At 68.8% G+C, this 18,007-nt stretch carries 15 protein-coding genes, 1 tRNA gene and 1 riboswitch; of the genes, 5 read left to right on the top strand and 11 right to left on the bottom strand.

The window, feature by feature from the left end:
• The 5 genes from AC1DCZ_RS01680 to AC1DCZ_RS01660 all read right to left on the bottom strand — a co-directional run bounded on the left by AC1DCZ_RS01680 (position 1) and on the right by AC1DCZ_RS01660 (position 6,885).
• Entirely contained in the window at positions 1 to 1,953 is a 1,953-nt protein-coding gene (locus AC1DCZ_RS01680) for a glycosyltransferase family 39 protein (RefSeq protein ID WP_476973126.1), read from the bottom strand.
• Positions 1,950 to 3,380 (bottom strand): bifunctional glycosyltransferase family 2/GtrA family protein, encoded by a 1,431-nt coding sequence (locus AC1DCZ_RS01675; protein ID WP_476973125.1) that lies wholly within the window; start codon positions 3,378 to 3,380, stop codon positions 1,950 to 1,952. Before AC1DCZ_RS01675 ends, AC1DCZ_RS01680 begins: the two co-directional genes overlap by 4 nt.
• Positions 3,381 to 3,553: 173 nt before the next feature.
• Complete coding sequence (locus tag AC1DCZ_RS01670; RefSeq protein WP_476973124.1) at positions 3,554 to 4,288, bottom strand: aggregation-promoting factor C-terminal-like domain-containing protein; 735 nt, start codon at positions 4,286 to 4,288, stop codon at positions 3,554 to 3,556.
• A riboswitch (cyclic di-AMP (ydaO/yuaA leader) is annotated at positions 4,287 to 4,447 on the bottom strand. It overlaps the preceding gene by 2 nt.
• A gap of 128 nt (positions 4,448 to 4,575) precedes the next feature.
• Complete coding sequence (locus AC1DCZ_RS01665) at positions 4,576 to 6,141, bottom strand: HAMP domain-containing sensor histidine kinase (RefSeq protein ID WP_476973123.1); 1,566 nt, start codon at positions 6,139 to 6,141, stop codon at positions 4,576 to 4,578.
• Between the two features lie 3 nt (positions 6,142 to 6,144).
• Entirely contained in the window at positions 6,145 to 6,885 is a 741-nt protein-coding gene (locus AC1DCZ_RS01660; RefSeq protein WP_476973122.1) for a response regulator transcription factor, read from the bottom strand.
• Between the two features lie 238 nt (positions 6,886 to 7,123).
• On the opposite strand from AC1DCZ_RS01660, the gene AC1DCZ_RS01655 reads away from it, so the two are divergent.
• From AC1DCZ_RS01655 to AC1DCZ_RS01640, 4 genes are all read left to right on the top strand, one after another.
• Positions 7,124 to 8,020 carry a hypothetical protein gene (locus tag AC1DCZ_RS01655; RefSeq protein ID WP_476973121.1) on the top strand — a complete coding sequence of 299 codons (897 nt, stop codon included), beginning with the start codon at positions 7,124 to 7,126 and terminating at the stop codon, positions 8,018 to 8,020.
• Between the two features lie 589 nt (positions 8,021 to 8,609).
• Positions 8,610 to 9,473, top strand: a complete 864-nt coding sequence (locus AC1DCZ_RS01650) for a winged helix-turn-helix domain-containing protein (protein WP_476973120.1) — start codon at positions 8,610 to 8,612, stop codon at positions 9,471 to 9,473.
• A gap of 254 nt (positions 9,474 to 9,727) precedes the next feature.
• Positions 9,728 to 10,255 carry a SixA phosphatase family protein gene (locus tag AC1DCZ_RS01645; protein ID WP_476973119.1) on the top strand — a complete coding sequence of 176 codons (528 nt, stop codon included), beginning with the start codon at positions 9,728 to 9,730 and terminating at the stop codon, positions 10,253 to 10,255.
• A 129-nt stretch (positions 10,256 to 10,384) separates the two neighbouring features.
• On the top strand, positions 10,385 to 10,948 hold the full coding sequence (locus AC1DCZ_RS01640) for a hypothetical protein (RefSeq protein WP_476973118.1): 564 nt from the start codon (positions 10,385 to 10,387) through the stop codon (positions 10,946 to 10,948).
• Between the two features lie 49 nt (positions 10,949 to 10,997).
• Here AC1DCZ_RS01640 and AC1DCZ_RS01635 read toward each other — a convergent pair whose 3' ends face one another.
• The 5 genes from AC1DCZ_RS01635 to AC1DCZ_RS01615 all read right to left on the bottom strand — a co-directional run bounded on the left by AC1DCZ_RS01635 (position 10,998) and on the right by AC1DCZ_RS01615 (position 16,652).
• On the bottom strand, positions 10,998 to 11,678 hold the full coding sequence (locus AC1DCZ_RS01635; protein WP_476973117.1) for a hypothetical protein: 681 nt from the start codon (positions 11,676 to 11,678) through the stop codon (positions 10,998 to 11,000).
• Between the two features lie 24 nt (positions 11,679 to 11,702).
• The gene (locus AC1DCZ_RS01630; RefSeq protein WP_476973116.1) at positions 11,703 to 12,335 is read right to left on the bottom strand and encodes a TetR/AcrR family transcriptional regulator; all 633 of its coding nucleotides are present in this window, start codon (positions 12,333 to 12,335) and stop codon (positions 11,703 to 11,705) included.
• Positions 12,332 to 14,377 (bottom strand): YhgE/Pip family protein, encoded by a 2,046-nt coding sequence (locus AC1DCZ_RS01625; protein ID WP_476973115.1) that lies wholly within the window; start codon positions 14,375 to 14,377, stop codon positions 12,332 to 12,334. Before AC1DCZ_RS01625 ends, AC1DCZ_RS01630 begins: the two co-directional genes overlap by 4 nt.
• Positions 14,374 to 15,057, bottom strand: coding sequence for an ABC transporter ATP-binding protein (locus AC1DCZ_RS01620; RefSeq protein WP_476973114.1), 684 nt, complete (start codon positions 15,055 to 15,057; stop codon positions 14,374 to 14,376). The genes AC1DCZ_RS01625 and AC1DCZ_RS01620 overlap by 4 nt, the downstream gene beginning before the upstream one ends.
• A 119-nt stretch (positions 15,058 to 15,176) precedes the next feature.
• The gene (locus tag AC1DCZ_RS01615; RefSeq protein ID WP_476973113.1) at positions 15,177 to 16,652 is read right to left on the bottom strand and encodes a dihydrolipoyl dehydrogenase family protein; all 1,476 of its coding nucleotides are present in this window, start codon (positions 16,650 to 16,652) and stop codon (positions 15,177 to 15,179) included.
• Between the two features lie 120 nt (positions 16,653 to 16,772).
• Here AC1DCZ_RS01615 and AC1DCZ_RS01610 point away from each other — a divergent pair, with 120 nt between their 5' ends.
• Positions 16,773 to 17,507, top strand: coding sequence for a FadR/GntR family transcriptional regulator (locus AC1DCZ_RS01610; protein ID WP_476973112.1), 735 nt, complete (start codon positions 16,773 to 16,775; stop codon positions 17,505 to 17,507).
• A 178-nt stretch (positions 17,508 to 17,685) separates the two neighbouring features.
• On the opposite strand, the gene AC1DCZ_RS01605 is transcribed toward AC1DCZ_RS01610, so the two are convergent.
• A tRNA-Arg gene (locus AC1DCZ_RS01605) sits at positions 17,686 to 17,759 on the bottom strand.
• Positions 17,760 to 18,007: the final 248 nt, after the last annotated feature.

Genomic DNA, 18,007 nt, shown 5'->3' with positions numbered 1-18,007 from the left:
CTAGGCTCCCAGCTTGTAGACGGTGGCGGTGCCGACCGTCTGGGCCTGGAAGTTGGCCGCGACCCACGTCGCCACCTCCGAATTGCCCCCGCGGCCGCCCGCGCCGCCCATCCCGCCCATCCCGCCGGAGATGAAGTAGCCGATTTCGCCGCGGTCCACCATGGCCTGGAACTGGGCCAGGGTCGGGTAGGGGTCGCCGCCGTTCCAGCCGCCGAGCGCGATGACGCTGGTGCCTGTTGCGAGTTCCAGGCTTGCGGCCTGCGTGGCGCCGGAGACGATGGCGGACCATTTGGTCCCCGTGGACTTGAGCAGCGTGGTCAGCTCGGAAGAGGCGCTTTCGGCGCCCAGGGGGCCGCCGGCGCCGCCGCCGAACGCCCTGGCACCGGCCGCCGTCGGGCCACCCATCGCAGAGGCGGCGGGTCCGGAGGTGGGAATCGAACCGGCGTGCGGCTGGGCCGCCGTCGCCAGCGTCCAGGCGGTGCTGCCGAGACCGCCGGCGAGCAGGGAAAGGATCACGACGCCGGCCGTGGCGGCCTTGCGGAACCGGCCGGGAAGTCCCGGGAAGTGGTCCACCCGCAGGAGCAGCGCCGCGGCGGCGAGGACGCCGAGGGCCACGGCGATCACGCGCAGTCCGGGCAGCCAGGCCGGGTCACGGCCCAGGAGCACCGCGGACCAGACCGAGCTCGCCAGGACCGTGACGGCCAGGACAACCCGTGCCGGCCAGTACGCCCGGCCCCGCCACAGCTCCACGGAGCCGATGCCAACGAGGGCTCCGATTGCGGGCGCGAGGGCCACGGCATAGTACGCGTGCACCGTGCCGCTCATGAAGCTGAGGATCCCGGCGGTGACCACGAGCCAGCCGCCCCACAGCAGGAGCGCCGCGCGGGTCTTCGAGGTCCGCGCTTCCCGGCGGGTGAACCACAACCCGGCGCCGAGCAGGACCAGGGCCGCCGGCAGCAGCCAGGAGACCTCCCCGCCGAAGCTGGCGCCAAACATCCGGGTGATCCCGGCCGTTCCGCCGAAGCCGACGTTGCCGCCGGGCATCCCGCCTCCGCCGCCCGGCATGCCGCCGCCGGAGCCGGTGATCCGGCCCAGGCCGTTGTATCCGAACGTGAGCTCCAGGAAGCTGTTGTTCTTCGACCCGGCCATGTACGGCCGGGCCGACGCCGGGGTCAGCTGGAACAGGGCAACGTAGCTCCCGGCCACCACGGCGATCCCGGCGGCCGCGCCCAGCAGGTGGAACAGCCGCCGGCCCAAGGTGGCGGGGGCCGCCCACAGGTAGGCAAGAGCGAGGCCGGGCACGATCAGGAAGCCCTGCAGCATCTTGCTCAGGAAGGCCAGCCCGATCACGGCACCGGCAGCGGCGAGCCACGCCCAGCCGGCCTTTTCGATGGCCCGCGTGGTCAGGTACGCGGCCAGTACCAGGCACAGGGTCAGCATGGCGTCCGGGTTGTTGAAGCGGAACATGAGCGCCGCCACCGGCGTCAGCGCCAGGGCGCCTCCGGCCAGCAGGCCGGCGGCCGGCCCGGATACCCGCCTGACGGTCAGGTACAGCAGTCCGACGGCGGCCACGCCCATGAGTGCCTGCGGAATGAGCATGCTCAGTGCCGAGAAGCCGAAGATCCGTCCGGCCAGGGCAGGGATCCACAGGGCGGCCGGCGGCTTGTCGACGGTGATCGCGTTGCCTGCGTCGAGGGAGCCGAACAGCAGTGCCGCCCAGTCCTTGGTGCCGGCCTGGATGGCCGCGGCGTAGAAGGAATTGGCGTAACCGGTGGCCTGCAGGTTCCAGAGGTAGAGCACGGCCGTGAGGACCAGCAGTACGGCGGCCGAGGGCCGCACCCAGCGCGGCTGGTTCCCGAACAGCAAGTGGCTTTGGCGGTTCCGTGGTGCTGCCGGCGGCGCGTCCGGGGTGGGGGCAGGGGGCGCGGCGCTGGGGCTGATGGTGGCGGTCATTTACTTGGCCGTTTCTGTGCGGGGGAGGGAAGTGTCAGTGGTCCCGGCGTCGGGAGGGCCGCAGCATGGGCCCGGTTACGGAAGACCACCAGCCGGAACAGCAGGAACTTCACGGCGGTGGCGGCCAGGTTCGCCGCCGTGAGCGTGATGATCTCAAGCCAGCGGTCGGGCTGCCCGGAGGAGGCGCCGTGCACGACGGCGAGAGTCCCGGAGGTCAGCGCCAGGCCGATGCCGAACACCAGCAGGCCCTCGAAATGATGGCGTGCAACCTGGCTGGGGCCCTGGATGCCGAACGTGAAGCGCCGGTTGGCGGCGGTGTTGGCCACGGCGGTGGTGAGCAGCGCGAGGAAGTTGGCGAGCTGCGGGTCCATGAGGCCGCGGCAGAAGAGGAAGATTGCCAGGTAGGCGAGGGTTGATGCGACCCCGATGCTGCCGAAGCGGACGAGCTGGCCGAACAGGCTTCCGCCGGGGCTTTGCTCGTGGGCGCGGGAGGCTGCGGGGAGAGGGCCGCGGGCGAGGGCGGCGCGCAGTTCCGGGACGGGGATGCGGCCCGAGACGAGGTCCCGGCTTAGCCGGGCCATGCCGCGCAGGTCGGCCAGGGCGGTCTGGACGATGTCGACGCTGGACTGGGGATCGTCGGTCCAGTCCACAGGGACTTCGTGGACGCGCAGCCCGCACTTTTCGGCCAGCACCAGCAGTTCGGTGTCGAAGAACCACGCCTTGTCCAGGGTGTGCGGGAGGAGTTGCCTGGCCACGTCCGACCGGATGGCTTTGAACCCGCACTGTGCGTCGCTGAAGTGGGCGCCCAGGAAGGAGTGGAGCAGGAAGTTGTAGCTGCGGGAGATGAATTCCCGCTTGGGCCCGCGGACGACGCGGGAGTTGCGGGTCAGGCGGGTCCCGATGGCCAGGTCGGAGTGGCCGGAAATCAGCGGTGCCAGCAGGGGACCCAGGGCCGCCAGATCGGTGGACAGGTCAACGTCCATGTAGGCCAGGACCGGTGACGGCGAGGCGAGCCACACGTTGCGCAGTGCATTTCCGCGGCCCTTTTCGGCCATGTGGACCACACGGACCTCACGGAGTTCGCGGGCGACGCGTTCTGCCGTCTTCAGCGTTCCGTCGGTGCTCGCGTTGTCCGCCACCGTGATCCGGAACGTGTGCGGGAAGGAACCAAGCAGATAGGCGTGCAGCCGGCGCAGGCACTCTTCCAGGTCCCGTTCTTCGTTGAAGACCGGGATGGTTACATCCAGGACCGGGTCAGCGGTCCGGGTGTCGACGGGGGAGCGCCGGCGGCCTGCTTCAGCAGCGCGTCCGGGGGTGGCACTCGTGACGGGTGCTCCGGCCAGGGAAAGCCTGGCCGGAGCGGCCTGTCCGGCCGGCGTCGCCGTCGGGTGCGGCAGAGGTCCTGGGGCCTGGTCTGTGAACGTCATGGTTCAACAGTGACGGCGTCTCATATGAGGGGTTTAGGCCAAAGCTGTGCGGTGCCTGTGGAAGTCCGCCAAGGAAAAAGCCGGCAGGCACCAAGAAGCAGGCAAAAAAGCAGCAGACCCCGGATCGACGATCCAGGGTCTGCTGTGAGGGGCGGGCGTTGCCTCTTCCGGCCTTAGTACCAGCTGTTGGCGTAGTGGAAGTTCAGGGCACCGCACGGAGAGCCGTAACGCTGCTTGACGTAGTTCAGGCCCCAGTTGATCTGGGTCCGGTAGTTGGTCATGTAGTCTGCGCCGGCGCTCGCCATCTTCTCGGCCGGCAGCGACTGGACCACGCCGTAGGCGCCGCTGCTGGCGTTGGTGGCGGTCGTCTTCCAGTCAGACTCCCGGGTCCAAAGCTTCATCAGGCACTGCATCTCGCTCGGGGCCCAGCCGTAGGTGCCGAGCTGGGCCGCAGCGTAGGCCTGCGCGCCGGCCGGGTCGTCGACGGCTACCGGGGGAGCCGGGGCCGGCGCAGGGGCCGCCGGGGCCGCGGGTGCCGGTGTCTCGGCCGGTTTCACTTCTGCCGCCTGGGGCGCGACGTTTCCGGCGGTCGGCGCAGCCTGGGCCCCGACCCGGACCCTGTCGAAGTTCAGGTGCGTCAGCGGGTCGGCGCTGGTGGATGCCTCGGCGCTCGCCGCGCCGGCGGTCGGTCCTGGGATGTCGGCGGCCTGTCCGGCGGCGCCGACGCCGATCAGCACCGCGCAGGCCGCAGTGACAACGGCAGCCCGGCGGCCGGTGGACCCGATGTTTGAAGCGAACCGGAACAGGGGTGAAGCGGGCTGGGCCGGCTCGGCGCGGTGGCGCGACCTGGTGGAAAGGGGTTTTCGCGAAACGCCCTCAGGGCGCGTTTGTACCTTGAATTCAGTCATGATCGCCTCTCAACGCCGGCGGAGTTAGCTGTCGGGTTCGGATAAGGTCATCCGGCCGCACGGAAGATCACGTGTCGGCTTCACCCCAAGGGCGCAAGTGTGCAGAATGCCCGGGAACTCTGGGTCCCCCGCCTCTGCCTGGTCCAGCGGAATCCGGGAAGCGGCAGAGTTTAGCGTCCGTCCGGATATGCGGCACCAATGGCAGCCGCACCCCAAAAACGCTACAGCATTCGCGAGCTTAAGTCACATTTCGATAACAGGAACCGCTTCGGCGGTGCGTCGGCTTGCTACGCGAGCCCCGGCGTGGGGGCTGCGGGAAGGCGCACGGCGAACTCTGTCCGGCCCGGCCGGGACGTGACTTCGACCGTTCCTCCGTGGGCCTCCACGATCGACTGCACAATGGACAGCCCCAGCCCGGAAGTCCCTTCGGAGGTTGGTGCCGCCGTCGCGGGAGGAGCTCCGGTGCCGGACGCAGCTTGGGTCTCCGCGGTCCCGGCCGCCGGGTTTTTCCGCGCGGCATCTGCGCGTGCGAAGCGGGCGAAGACCCGGCCGATGAATTCGGGGGCGATCCCGCTGCCGTTGTCCGTCACGGTGACTACGGCACTGCCGTCTGCCGAACGCATCACGCCGGTGACCACGGTGGTCCCCGGGCCGGTGTGCTTGCGAGCATTGGACAGGAGGTTGGCGAGGACCTGGTGGAGCTGGGTCGCATCACCGCGCACCACCACGGGCTCGTCCGGGAGTTCCAGGTGCCAGACACGGTCCGGGGCCATGACCTTCTCGTCGCTGACCGTCTCGATGGCCAACTGGGTGAGGTCGACGTCGCTGAGCTTGAGCGGCTGGCCCTCGTCCAGGCGCGCCAGCAGCAAAAGGTCCTCCACCAGGGTGGTCATGCGTTCGGACTGGCTCTGCACGCGGGCGAGCGACTTCTCGCCGTCGGGGGTGAAGTGCTCGGTCATCCTCATGAGCTCGGTGTACCCGCGGATGGCGGTGAGCGGAGTGCGTAGTTCGTGTGAGGCGTCGGCCACGAACTGGCGCACCTTCATCTCGCTTTCCTGCCGTGCCTCGAGCGCGTTGGAGACGTTGTCGAGCATCTGGTTCAGCGCGTAGCCCACGGCGCCCACTTCCGTGCCCGGATGGGCGGCCGACGCCGGGACCCGCACCGCCAGTGCCACTTCGCCGGCGTCGAGCGGGAGGCGGGAGACCTTGGTGGCCACCTCGGACAGCTGTTCGAGCGGCTTCATGTTGCGCCGGATCAGGGCTGTTCCGGCGAGGCCGATCAGCACCAGGCCGCCCGCGGACACCACCACCATGGTCCAGACCAGCGACGCCAGCGTGTTCTGTTTTTCGGCCAGCGGGAGACCGGTGACGATCACGTCGCCATACGGTGCCTGCACGGCGGTGAGCCGGTAGGCGCCGGCGGACAGGGTGCGGTCCACGGGGATGCCGTTCGGCGTGAGCGCCAGGAGAACGTGGTCGTCGTCGGGGGAGAGGCTCTTCCGGCTGGCATCCTGGGCGAGGAAGCCGGCGCTGCTGACGGCGCCGCCCAGGATCCGGGCGTTCAGCGTGCCGACGCCCTGCCCCCGTGCCTCGAGGGGATCCGGGCGTCCGCCGGAACCGCCGGGCGAGGGCCGGCCGAACTCGCTGGAGCGGTGGGACGCCTCATCGAGCTGCGTGTCGAGTTGCCGGGTGAGGAACAAATCCATGGAGGCGTAGCTGAACAGGCCGACGGCGCCGCAGATGGAGACGAGCAGGGCCATGGCGACGAGGACCAGGCGGGTGCGCAGGTGCCAGGTGGACGGGTCGCGCCAGTCGCGCCCGGGGGCACGGATCTCACCGGAGAGTGTGGGCACAGATCAGTCCGCCGGCTTCAGCACATAGCCGGCGCCGCGCACGGTGTGGATCATCGGAGGGTGGTTGGCGTCGACCTTCTTGCGGAGGTAGGAAATATACAGTTCAACGATGTTGGCCTGTCCGCCGAAGTCGTAGTCCCAGACGCGGTCCAGGATCTGGGCTTTGCTGATCACGCGCTTGGGGTTCTCCATGAGGTAGCGCAGGAGCTCGAACTGCGTGGCGGTCAGATGCAGCTCCTGGCCCGCCCGGGTGACTTCCCGGGTGTCGACGTTGAGCACCAGGTCTCCCACCACGAGTTCCGCGGTGTCCATGGCGGCCACCCCGGACCGCTGGACCAGCCGGTGCAGGCGCAGCAGCACTTCCTCCATGCTGAACGGCTTGGTGACGTAATCGTCGCCGCCCGCGGCCAGGCCCGTGATCCGGTCCTGGACGGCGTCCTTTGCCGTCAGGAACAACGCCGGCACCTCGGGTGCGAAGGCGCGGATCCGGGTCAGGAGTTCCACGCCGTCGAACCCCGGGAGCATGACATCGAGTACCAGCACGTCAGGGCGGAACTCCTTGGCAAGCTTGACGGCTTCGGGGCCATCCGCGGCGACGGCGACGGACCAGCCGGCCATCCGCAGGCCCATGCTCATGAGTTCGGACAGGCTGGGTTCGTCGTCCACCACGAGCGCGCGGATGGGGGAGCCGTCCGGATGCGTGAGCTGGGGAAGGTTGTTGGTCATGGAGTGCGAAGTGGCCATGGGACAACTCTCCGTTCTGCCGATTTGGTGCGGCTTTGGGAACCCTGTGCGGCGCCTGTGAATCCCAGCCTAGCGAGCTGGATGGGTCTGCGGGCGCTTTTGGCCCTCTCCCGGCCCGCCGCCAGGTCACAGCCCCGGCTGTCGAGCCGCACAGCACAGGCACAGGATCGCCCAGCACGCTGGACGCACAACGACCCGGGATGGAACAGCGGTCCCGCACCCAGAAGAGGAGAACACCATGAGCGGTCAGCAGCCCGGTCCTGTCCCCGAAACCACCCCCGGCGGCACGCCGGCCCCCGTGGCGACGCCGGTCAACACCCAGCACGCGGACGTACCCTTTGCGCCTGCACCTTCCGCGAACGCACAGCACGACGCCGGGCGGCCGGCACCCGCCGCAGCGCCGGGCTGGGGTGCGCCGCCCCAAAGCGCCGCAGCGCCGGGCTGGGGTGCGCCGCCCCAAAGCGCCGCAGCGCCGGGCTGGGGTGCGCCGGGCGCCACTCCCGCTAAGGCCTCCACGGGCAAGCCCTGGACCCTCAAGCGGGGACTCGCCGTCGCCGGTGCCGCCGTGGTGCTGGCGGCCGGGGCCGGCGTCGGGGTGTACACCCTTTCGTCAAGTTCCGCGGCAGCCGATGGAACGACGCGCGGAGCGGCAGGGGGATTCGCCGGCCCCGGCGGCCAGGGTTCCGTGCAGGGCGGCCCGCGGTCTGCCCAGGGCGGCTTCGCCGGAGGCGGCGCGCAGGCCCAGGGCGGCTCCGGCAATGCCGCTCCCGGCGGGGCAGCCGGGATGGCGGGCGGCCTGTCCGCGGCGGTGCACGCCGAATACGTCGTCCTGCAGGGAAGCGGGTACGTCACCAAGGCCGAACAGCTGGGCATTGTGTCGGACCTCAGCACGACGTCTGTCACCGTCAAAAGCAGCGACGGATTCACGCGCAGCTATGCCCTGGGCGGCGATGTGGTGGTGGGCAACCTGCAACAACGGCGACAGCAGGCCGGAGGCAGCGCAGGCAGCCAGCTAAGCGTTGCCGACATTGTCGCCGGTGGCACGGTGCGGATCGTTGCGGCAAAAAACGGCTCGGACTACACGGCGGAGTCGGTCCTGGTCGTCGCGGCGACGGCCACCGGGCAGTCGAACTGAGTCCGGTCCGGATCCGCCGGGCGAACCACCACGCAGGCGGATCCGGCTGAGCCGAAACCACCTTTGCTGCCGGGCCCTCCGGGGTCCGGCAGCGTGCCCACTCCGTGGACGGCGGGAGGTCATGGATCGGCATGGGCAGTTTCTGCCGATTTCTAATACAGTGAATTATTCAGAAGAGTTGCTCAGGTTTGCCGAAGAAGATTCGGAGAATAACGCACACCGACCGGCCGGTCGGAAAAACACTTGTTATTTTATTGACACGGCAGAATTGTGATCTAGACTACATTCCTGCATTTTGTCTCACTATGTGGAACCTGGAGTCCATTGTTACTTGCAAGTTTTCATTGTTACGTTGCACACTTCAATTGTGAACAAGAACTCAACAGCACCTGCAGCCGCAGCTTCCTGGGTCAGCCCACCCGCTGATACCGCGATGCGTTGTTGTCGAATGCACGCCTAACTTTTACACCCCCAAGAGTTTCTAGGCATTCGCCCCCAGCCCAGAGTCGGGCGCCCCTCCCCAGTTTCATTGCGGGGAAACTAGCATTCGAGCCGCGATGACGGCCATTCACATTGAGGTAAGCAATCCATGTCAGTTGCATCCGGATACGTCCACATCTCCGTCCGTAACGCCAGCAAGGCCGGCCAGACCTCCGGGATCCGTCAGGGCTTCGGCGGCCGCCCCGCCTTTGCACCGGGCGCACCCGCCAACAGCTTCCCGGCCCCGGGCTACGCGGCGCAGGGCTACAACCCGGACTCCTACGGCCAGCTCCGGGCCGTTCCGCCGGCGCCCGCCACCGCCCCCACCCCCGTGATTGCCGCGGGCAACGGCAGCCCGGTCCGTCCGGTCGCCAGCGACAACGTCGCCCGCGGCTTCGTCCTGTACATGGGTATCGACGAGGAAACCGCGGCGGCTGCCGGCACCTCCATCGCCAAGCTTGCCCAGGAGATCCGCGCCTACGCGCAGTCCCTCGTTGCGGGTGCGGAAAGCTACGCTGCCGTCGCCGTAGCGCCGGCCAGCACCCCGGGTTCCGCCCTCGACGTCGTGCGCTCCACCTTCGGCGACCCCACTGCCGGTGCCCGGCAGCGCGCGGAGACCGCCCGTCTCCAGCAGCCGCAGGACCCGCGTCCGTCCGGCGTGCTCATCGACCTGGCCCGCCGCGAAGTGGCGCTCGACGGCGAATCGCTGAACCTGACTTTCAAGGAATTCGAGCTCCTGAACTACCTTGTCGAGAACGGCACCCGCACCGTCGGCCGCGACGAACTCCTCGAGGGCCTGTGGCGCAACGCCGAAGAGGTACCGAACGAGCGCACCATCGACGTCCACATCCGCCGCCTGCGCTCGAAGCTCGGGCGCCTTGCCAACACCGTCCGTACCGTCCGCGGCCAGGGCTACCGCTTCTACGAGCACCCCGAGGTTGTTGTCTGGGCCGCTCCGGAATACTCCATCTAGCGTCCGGCTCACGCAAAGCGTCCGTCCCTGTTGCAGGGGCGGCCGCTTTTGCCTTGTCCGGAAGCTCAAGCGGATTTCGGGCGCGCGGCCACATTCCCGCCGCGACGGACGCGGTGGGTGGACTGCCTGGGCAGCATGTGTCTCCGCGGCTGCGGTTGCCCGGCACATCGCGCTGGAAGTGACGTTTGTCCTGGAGGACTGACCGACCGGCGGCCGCGCGCTCACGGTGACAGCCCCCGCACTAGGATTGGCTCATGAGCGCCCATCACATCAAACGACTGGTGATCATGAGGCACGCCAAGGCCGACTGGCCCGGCGGCGTCGCCGACCACGACAGGCCGCTGGAAGAGCGCGGACACAGGGACGCCCCTGTCGCCGGCAAATGGCTGCTCAAGCACGGCGTCGTTCCGGACTTCATCCTCTGCTCCAGCGCGCTCCGCACGCGGCAGACCTGCGTCTGGGTGTGCAGCGAACTCGGTGACAAGGCTCCGACGCCGAAGCTTGAGGACGGCCTCTACGGCGCCTCGGCGCTGCGGATGCTGTCGGTCATCAACCACGTCCCGGACACCGTGACCACGCTCATGGTGATCTCCCACATGCCCGGGGTGCAGGACCTCGTCATGCACCTGGCCTCCCGGGATTCCGACCACGACGCCTACATGGACGCGGCCAGCCGCTATCCCACCAGCGGCCTGACCGTGCTTGAAACAACCAAGTCCTGGGCCGAGCTGGACGGGCAGGATGCCCGGCTCACGCACTTCAAGGTTCCCCGGTCCAAATAGCGGCCCGGCCGTGCGGAGCTGCGGAGCCGGAAGCCATGGCGACGCGCCCCGTTCTGCGGTTTACTGATCCTGTTCGCTCATATGGTTTTTTGAGCGAGGGAATTCGACCCGGAGAAAAGGTGGACCATCGTGGATTCAGGGCAGCTCATAGGAATTATCGTCGGCATCGTCGTGGTCTTGGCGATCGTCGTGGTCGCCGTCTTCCTCAGCCGCAAACGCAAGGTGGCCGCCGACCGGAACCGGGCTGCCGAGATGCGCGAGGCGGCCAAGGCCGACGAGTTCTCCGCCAGGGAGCGCGAGGCCAAAGCGGCCCGTGCGGAGGCTGATGCCAAGGAAGCCGAACTCGAGGCCGAACGTCTGCGCAAAGACGCCCGCGGCCGTCAGGAGGAGGCGGAGCGCGTCCGCGCCGGAGCCCAGGAACAGTTGCGCAAGGCTGATGAGGTGGATCCGGATGTCGTCACCTCGGACCGCGGCGACGCTGCGGGGCGAGGCGAAACCGCGAACGAAGAAGTGTCCAGGGAGGAAACGTCCACGGAAGGGGCGCCCGGGGAACTGCGCCGGGACCGCGCCGCGCGGGACCAGGCCGCCGGCGAGGACCGCACCCACGGACCGGGCAGCCAAAGCGACGATCGCACCAGGGACGCGTCCGCCGGGGATGATCCCACCACGGGTAACCGGCCCCGGAACCTCTAAGGGCCGGACCCGCACCGTGCCGGCGGCGTGATGCTGTGCTGTGCGGGGCTCAGCGGCGGGGCGTCGACCTGGCTGCCGGCCGGGTGGGTGACTTTGCCGGGGATTTCGCCGGAGACGCGGGCGCCGGCTTGGCGCCGGATCCGCCCCTCGAGACTGTTGCAGGACGCTGGCCCGCGGCGGAGGACGGGGCCTTTGTGGCCGGCCGGGGCGCGGACCGCGGAGTTGCCGGCCGCCCGGCGGATGCCCTGGTCGGCGCGGTCCGGGGCGCCGCACTCTTCGCCCGGCCCCTTGAGGCCGCCGGAGGGCGCCGCGCTGCGGCACCGGGCGGGCGGGTGCCGCGGAACCTGCCGGGCACGACGGTTCCTGCGAACAGGAGCAGCAGGGTCCCCGCGCCGGCGGCCGCTGCCAGATAGAAGTACAAATCCGGGTGCTCGGTATCGACCCGGGTGGACAAGGCGTCGGGATCCGGATTGAAGGCGAGCCCCCACTGCCGCAGGAAGGCGATGCCAAAGGCGATAAACAGGATGCTTCCGACGCCGCTCGCGGCCAGGGTCTTGTGCCGCCGTCGGATCACCACCTCCGCAACGCAGGCCACGTAGGCCACGGCGGCGGCGCCCATGAGCCACAACCCCACCGTCTCGTTGAGGGTGATCGCCGTGAGTACCAGCAGTGCCAGGGCAGCGAGCATCGCTCCGATGGCAGTCTTGCCGCTGTTACCCATGTGGCGCATGTGAACAATCATCCCTGAGCGGGGCTATTTCACGACGTAGCCGCGCATGGAAGCCATGATCGCGGCGACGCTCTGCTGCCGGGTCCGCTCCGGATTGTACGTCTGGCGGTCCAGGCCCACCACGAAGCAGGCCCCGAAGATGGCGGTTTCCAGGCTGCCCCGGGAGACCTCGGGGTCCACGGGGTAGGCGGCCGCCACGGCGTCGATCGCGGCACCGATGACCGCGAGCAGCAGGGCACGGAGTTCGGCAAAGGTGTCCTGCCACTCGCTCGGTGTCCGCCAGTTCTCACTGACCCACAGCCGGGCAAAGGACGGATACTCGGCCATGAAGTCCATGGCCTGGCCGACCATCTCATCCATGGCGGCCAGGGGATCGGCGGATGGGTCCCGGACGCTCAGGAGACGGGCCAGGAGAATGTCCACGCCGTGGCGCAGGAGCTGGGCAATCAGATCCGATTTGCTGCCGAAGTTGTAATACACCGTGCCCTTGGACACGCCCGCGGCCGCCGCTATCTCATCGACCGTCACCCCGGCGGCACCCCGCTCGCCGATCAGCTCCATGGACGCCTCGAACAGTTTTTGTTTCGTGGCGTTGGTGCGGCCGGGCCGGAGCTTCTTTTCCGCGTCGCCGGAGCCGGCCGGGCTGCTGGTGCTCATACGGCGATCTCCGGTTTCAGCGACTTGAGGGTCCAGAACTTGTTCTTGCGTACGGCGACGGTTGACATTGCCAGTCCCAGCAAAGTGTAGCCAACCAGCCCCAGCATGGTGGGCAGGATGGTGGAGAGCTCGGCGCCGTAGATCAGGTGCCGCATGCCGCTGACCACATAGCCCATCGGAAGGAGCTGGTGCACCACGTGCAGGGGCTCCGGCGTGGTCTGCCACGGGAAGGTGCCGCCGGAGGACACCAGCTGCAGCACGAGCAGGATGAGCACCACCAGCTTGCCGGGGGAGCCGAGCAACGCCACGACGCCCTGGATGATCGCGCTGAAGGCCATGGCGGCGGCGAGCATCAGGAACCACATCAGGACGGGGTGGGCGGGGTTGAGCCCCAGCCCGACGTCCACGACGAGCGTGAGCAGGCTTGCCTGGACGGCCGCGACGGCCAGGAACGGAAGCCAGCCTCCGGCGGCGATCTTCCACGCCGGCGCATTTGAGGCCAGGGCGCGCTGCGTGACCGGACGCATCGCCTGTACCAGCATGAACACGCCGATCCAGAGGGCGAGGGTGAGGAAGAACGGTGCCAGTCCCGCGCCGTAGGATCCGGCCTTGGCCTGGGACACGTTGCTGACGGCGACCGGGTCTGCCATGACCTTGGAGAGGCTGTCCTTCTGTGCGTCGTCCGGGTTAGGGACCTTTCCGGCGCCCTTGGCCAGTTCGGTGGCAAGGGTTCCGGCGCCGTCGGACGCTGTGGCCGCTCCGGTCTCCAGCCGGGCCGCGCCGTCGTCGAGTTTTTGCGCGCCCTCGGAGAGCTTGCCGGCGCCGTCGAACGCGTTTTGCTGCCCGGCGGCGAGTGCCGCGGTTCCGCCGGAAAGCTGCCCGGCACCGGTGGAAGCCTGGCTGACGGCGTCACTGAGGGCGGGTGCCGCGCCTGCCAGTCTCGAGGCGCCGGCGCTCACGGCCGCGGAACCGTCCGCCAGTTGCTGGACGCGGGCGGCCGCCGCCTGGAACTTCGCGGCGGAGGCTGAAGCGGGCGGCGCGGCGGTGGCGTCGAACCCGGCCACCACCTGGTCCGCCTGCGCCTGGCTGATGACGCCGCTGGTGACGAGTTGGCTGGTGGACGCCGCCACCCGGCCTCGCTGGGCCTGTGCCGGGGCCTGTTCCGCAGCGCCGAGCTGCCCGGCGATGCCTTGCACCTGGGCGTTCAGGGCAGCGTTTCCGGCGGCCACCTGGGCGGCGCCGTCGGCCAACCGCCGCGTGTCGGCAGGCAACGTGGCTGTCTTGTCCTTGAGCTGCGCCAGGCCGCCGCTGAGCTGGGTCGCTCCGGCGTTGAGTGTGTTGGCGCCGTCCCGGAGGCGGAGCTGTCCGCTGTACAGCTCCGCGGCGCCGCTCTTGAGCTCGCCGGTGCCCTGGTGCAGGGCCACCGTTCCGTCGTGCAGCGTGGCGACGCCGTCGGCCAGTTGCCCGGCGGCGTCGGAGGCCTTGAGCATCTGGGCGTGGATGGTGCCGAACCCGGTGAGGAGCTGGTTGGCGGTTCCCTCGCCCACCTCCTTGGCGACCGTGGAGTGCACGGACGTGGTGAGCTTGTCCACGATGGTGCTCAGGAGGTAGTTGTTGGCGTCATTGGTGGTGACGTTGAGCATGGCCCGGTGCGCGGCGTCGAAACTGCCGGGGGACACCAGGTTCGCGGAGAAGTCCTGGGGGATCTTCAGGGCAAAGGCATACTTGCCGCTGCTCACGCCCTGGTCCGCTTCCTGGGCGCTGGAGACGGTCTGCCAGTTGAAGTTGTGGGCGTCCACGAGGCTCTCGGCGACCTTCCGGCCGGCCTCCAGCCGGGTGCCGTCGGCCGACGGGGCGCCCGCGTCCTCGACCACCAGGGCGGCGTCGATCTGGTTCAGCTTCCCGTACGGATCCCAGTTGGCGTAGAGGTAGACGGCGCCGTAGAGCAGCGGAACCATGGCCAGGGCCAGGATGGTCAGCTTGGGCAGGAGCCCGCCCGTCATGCGCTTGAGTTCGGAGCGGGCCAGCCGCAGGACAGTCACTGTGCATCCCCTGATTCGGAATCGGGCGTTTCGGGCAGGACGTCCCCGCCGGGTGACGGCACGGCGTTGCCGATGACGGCGGCGGGGCCGCTCCAGCCCTCCGGGACGCGGGTGACGGTGGCGACGACGGCGAGCGGCCGCCCGGCGTCGTACGCCAGTTCAGTAAGGCGCGGCAACCAGTCGGCCGGATCTGCGCTGTGCCGGTCGGGAGAATCGACCACGAGGAGCTCGGTATGCGGATCGGCGAGGGCGAGGGCCGTCAGCAGCTCCAGCCGCCTGCCCGCCGGAAGCTGTTCGGTCCAAAGGCCGGCGATGTCCGCAAAGCCGCTGGCCTCGAGCCAGGGTGCGCTGCGCTGGGGACCACGGTAACGGCGCGGGATGAGGGCCAGGTCTTCGGTGACGAGGTCGCGGACGCTCAGGTGCTGTTCGGGTTCGTTCACCCCGGGGGCGTCTACCACGGCGCTCGCCTGCCGGAGGGACTTGATTCCTGCCGCGCCATCCCATTCGAGGCCGCCCGCGGAAGGCTTCATCCGCCCGCTCAGGGTCAGGGCGAGGGCGGTGCGCTGGTCCTGCCGGGGTCCTTCAACCAGGAGGAGCGTGCCTCGGTCGGCCTGCACGGTGGTGGGCGGGAGCAGATCGTCCCGCCGGCCGTTCACGGAGAGTTCTTGTGCGCGGAGCAAAGCGTGCCTTTCGCAGGAATGATGTCTGCTTCAAGGCTAACTAAACTGACCGGTCAGTTCAAATACAATTCGTCCGATGTGATGAACCAAACGGCGCGCACCCAGGACGCCGGGCCGCGTCAGAGCCCGTACTCCTCGAGCAGGCGGAGCCAGACCTCGCTGATCGTGGGGTACGAGGGCACGGCGTGCCACAGCCGGTCCAGGGGTACTTCGCCCACGATCGCGATCGTCGCTGCGTGCAGGAGTTCGGCCACATCGGGACCCGCAAAGGTGGCGCCCAGCAGGACCTTGCGGTCCTCGTCGATCACCAGCTGGGCCCAGCCCTCGTAGTGCTCCGAGTGCAGTGACGAGCCGGCGACCTGGATGGGAAGCTCCACGGAGGAAACGCTGAGCCCGTCCTTCTGCGCCTGGTCTACCGTCCGGCCGACATTGGCCAGTTCCGGATCGGTGAACACCACGTTGGGAACCGCGTGGTCATAGGCGGTCCCCGCGAAGCGGCTCCACGGAGCGGGCTCGCCGCGCAGCTCCCCCTTGGCGCGGGCGGCAATGGCGTCGCCGGTGGCCCGGGCGCCGTACTTGCCCTGGTGGGTCAGCAGGACCTTTCCGGCGGCGTCGCCCGCCGCATAGAGCCATGGTCCGGCGCTGCCGTCCGGTTCCGTCGAATTGTCGGTTGCCTGCTGGACTAGGCCAGTGGAATCGGTGGCGAGACGGAGGGGCCGCCCCTCGGCGGCGGCAAGTCCGACGCTTTCCAGGCCGATACCTTCCAGGGCGGGGTGCCGGCCGGTGGCAACAAGCAGTTTCTCGGCAGTTACGGTGGCGCCGCCGTCGAGCACCAGCGTGAACGAGCCGTCGTCATTCTCGCTGACGCTTCGGGTGCCGGTGTGGAGGTGGAGTTCAACGCCGTCGGCGCGCAGGCCGGCTGCGACCAGTTTGGCGGCCGGTTCGGGGAAGGCGCCCAGGAGCCCGCCGCGGGCCACCAGGGTCACGGCAGCCCCGAGGCGCGCGAAGGCCTGGGCGAGTTCGACGCCGGCCACGCCGCCGCCGAGCACGGCCAGCCGGTCCGGGATTTCGCGGGCGGAGGTTGCCTCCCGGGTGGTCCAGTACTCAAGATCGGCCAGCCCGTCGACGGGCGGCAGGTTGGGGTGGGAGCCTGTGGCTACCACGACGGCGTGCCGGGCCGAGAGCAGGTAGCTGTTGCCGTCCAGGCCCGCCACTTCGACTTTCCGCGGGGCGGTGAGCCAGCCGTGGCCGCGGATCAGTTCGATCCCGGTGTCCTTGACCCACTTAGCCTGGCCGTCATCCTGCCAGTTCGCGGTGAAGTAGTCCCGGCGCTTCAGGACGGCGGCGGCATCCAGGGTCCGGGTGACGGCCTGTTCGGCTCCCGGGACCGTCTGCGCGCCGTGAAGGGCGGTGCCGGGCCGCAGCAGCGCCTTCGACGGCATGCAGGCCCAGTAGGAGCATTCACCGCCCACCAGTTCGGCCTCCACCAGCACGGCGGTCAGGCCGCCGCGGACCACGCGGTCCGCCACGTTCTCTCCCACGGCGCCCGCGCCGATCACGATGACATCGAATTCCCGCTCCTGCTGTGCCGTCATGGCAACAGCCTACGCCGGGGCCGTGGGCGGTTCCGGGATGCGCGTCTTTCCACCGGGACTCTGGGCAGTCCGGTGGGCCTTCGCTACTGTAGGGAGCACAAATGGGGGAGGGGAAGCTCTGTGACAGCAGCCAATATTGCGCCTCAGGCGCGGTTTAGCGCGCAGGCCCGGCTTCGCGCTTTGCAGGAGGAGATCATGGAGCTGATCCTGGAGCGCGGGCTTGTTGCCGGGGATCCGCTGCCCACCGAGAACGAGCTCTCCGCAGCGCTCGGCGTCGGGCGCAACACCCTGCGGGAATCGCTGAAGGTACTTCAGGCCCTGGGTGTCATAGAGATCCGCCACGGGTTCGGCATGTTCGTCGCGCAGTCCAATTTCGTTGCCCTGACCGACGGGCTCACGTTCCGTGCACGGTTGTCGCTGCGGCACCACGGGCAGGAAGCCTTACAGATCCTGGACGTCCGGCAAGCCTTGGAATCGGGGCTGGTCGGCGCCGCCATGGAACAGATAACCCCCCAACAGCTGGCGGCCGTCGAGGAGTCCGTGCGCAGGATGGAGGCGCTGGCCGGTGCCGGGGAGCAGTTCGTTGAAGCTGACGCGGAATTTCACCGCCGGCTGTTTGAACCGCTGGACAATGACCTGCTGAAAAGTCTGATGGTCGTCTTTTGGAAGGTCCACCGCAGGATCCACGTCGAACTTGGCGGCACGGACGCTGTCGACCTCACGGCGGCCGCCGCGCTGCACCGGGACATCTACGAGGCCGTTGCCACGGCTGACAAAGTGCTGGCCGCCGAGCGGCTCAGCAGCGACTTTGACGGGGTGCGCCGCCGCATCATGCAGTTTGGTTCCGGGGCCTGAGCCCCCGGACGTAAGCCGCCGGATCGCGGAGCCGTTTATACCCAAGGCGCAGCACGCGTAGATGCGGGTCCTTGAGCGGGCGTGCCTGAACACGGGTGCTTGAACAGGCGTACTTGAACAGGCGTGCTCAGAACAAAAAAGATCCGCACCGGCGGACCGGTGCGGATCTTTTGTTCTGTGCGCCCAGAGGGATTCGAACCCCCGGCCTTCTGTTCCGTAGACAGACGCTCTATCCAGCTGAGCTATGGGCGCATTCTCGGCTCTTGGAGAACTTCTCGCTCCCCGAACCTCGAATTACTTTACGCGAGGGGTGACCCAGTTACAAATCGAAACGCGTGTAATCTGGACGACTAGACCGGTCTATGTGACCTTAGTCACTTAATGTGGTCCTGCTGGCCGGATGTTTCCTTGGATTCCCGCGGATTTTGGCTCCCGGCGCCCCGGTCATCCCACATCCTGGCCCGAAATGAGGCCCGTTCCGAGCCCTAGCATTTAGGACA

It is taken from the genome of Arthrobacter sp. 10N418 (genome assembly GCF_056394725.1).
Note: the sequence above shows the minus strand (reverse complement) of the source record. Positions and strands in the feature narration are given on the sequence as shown.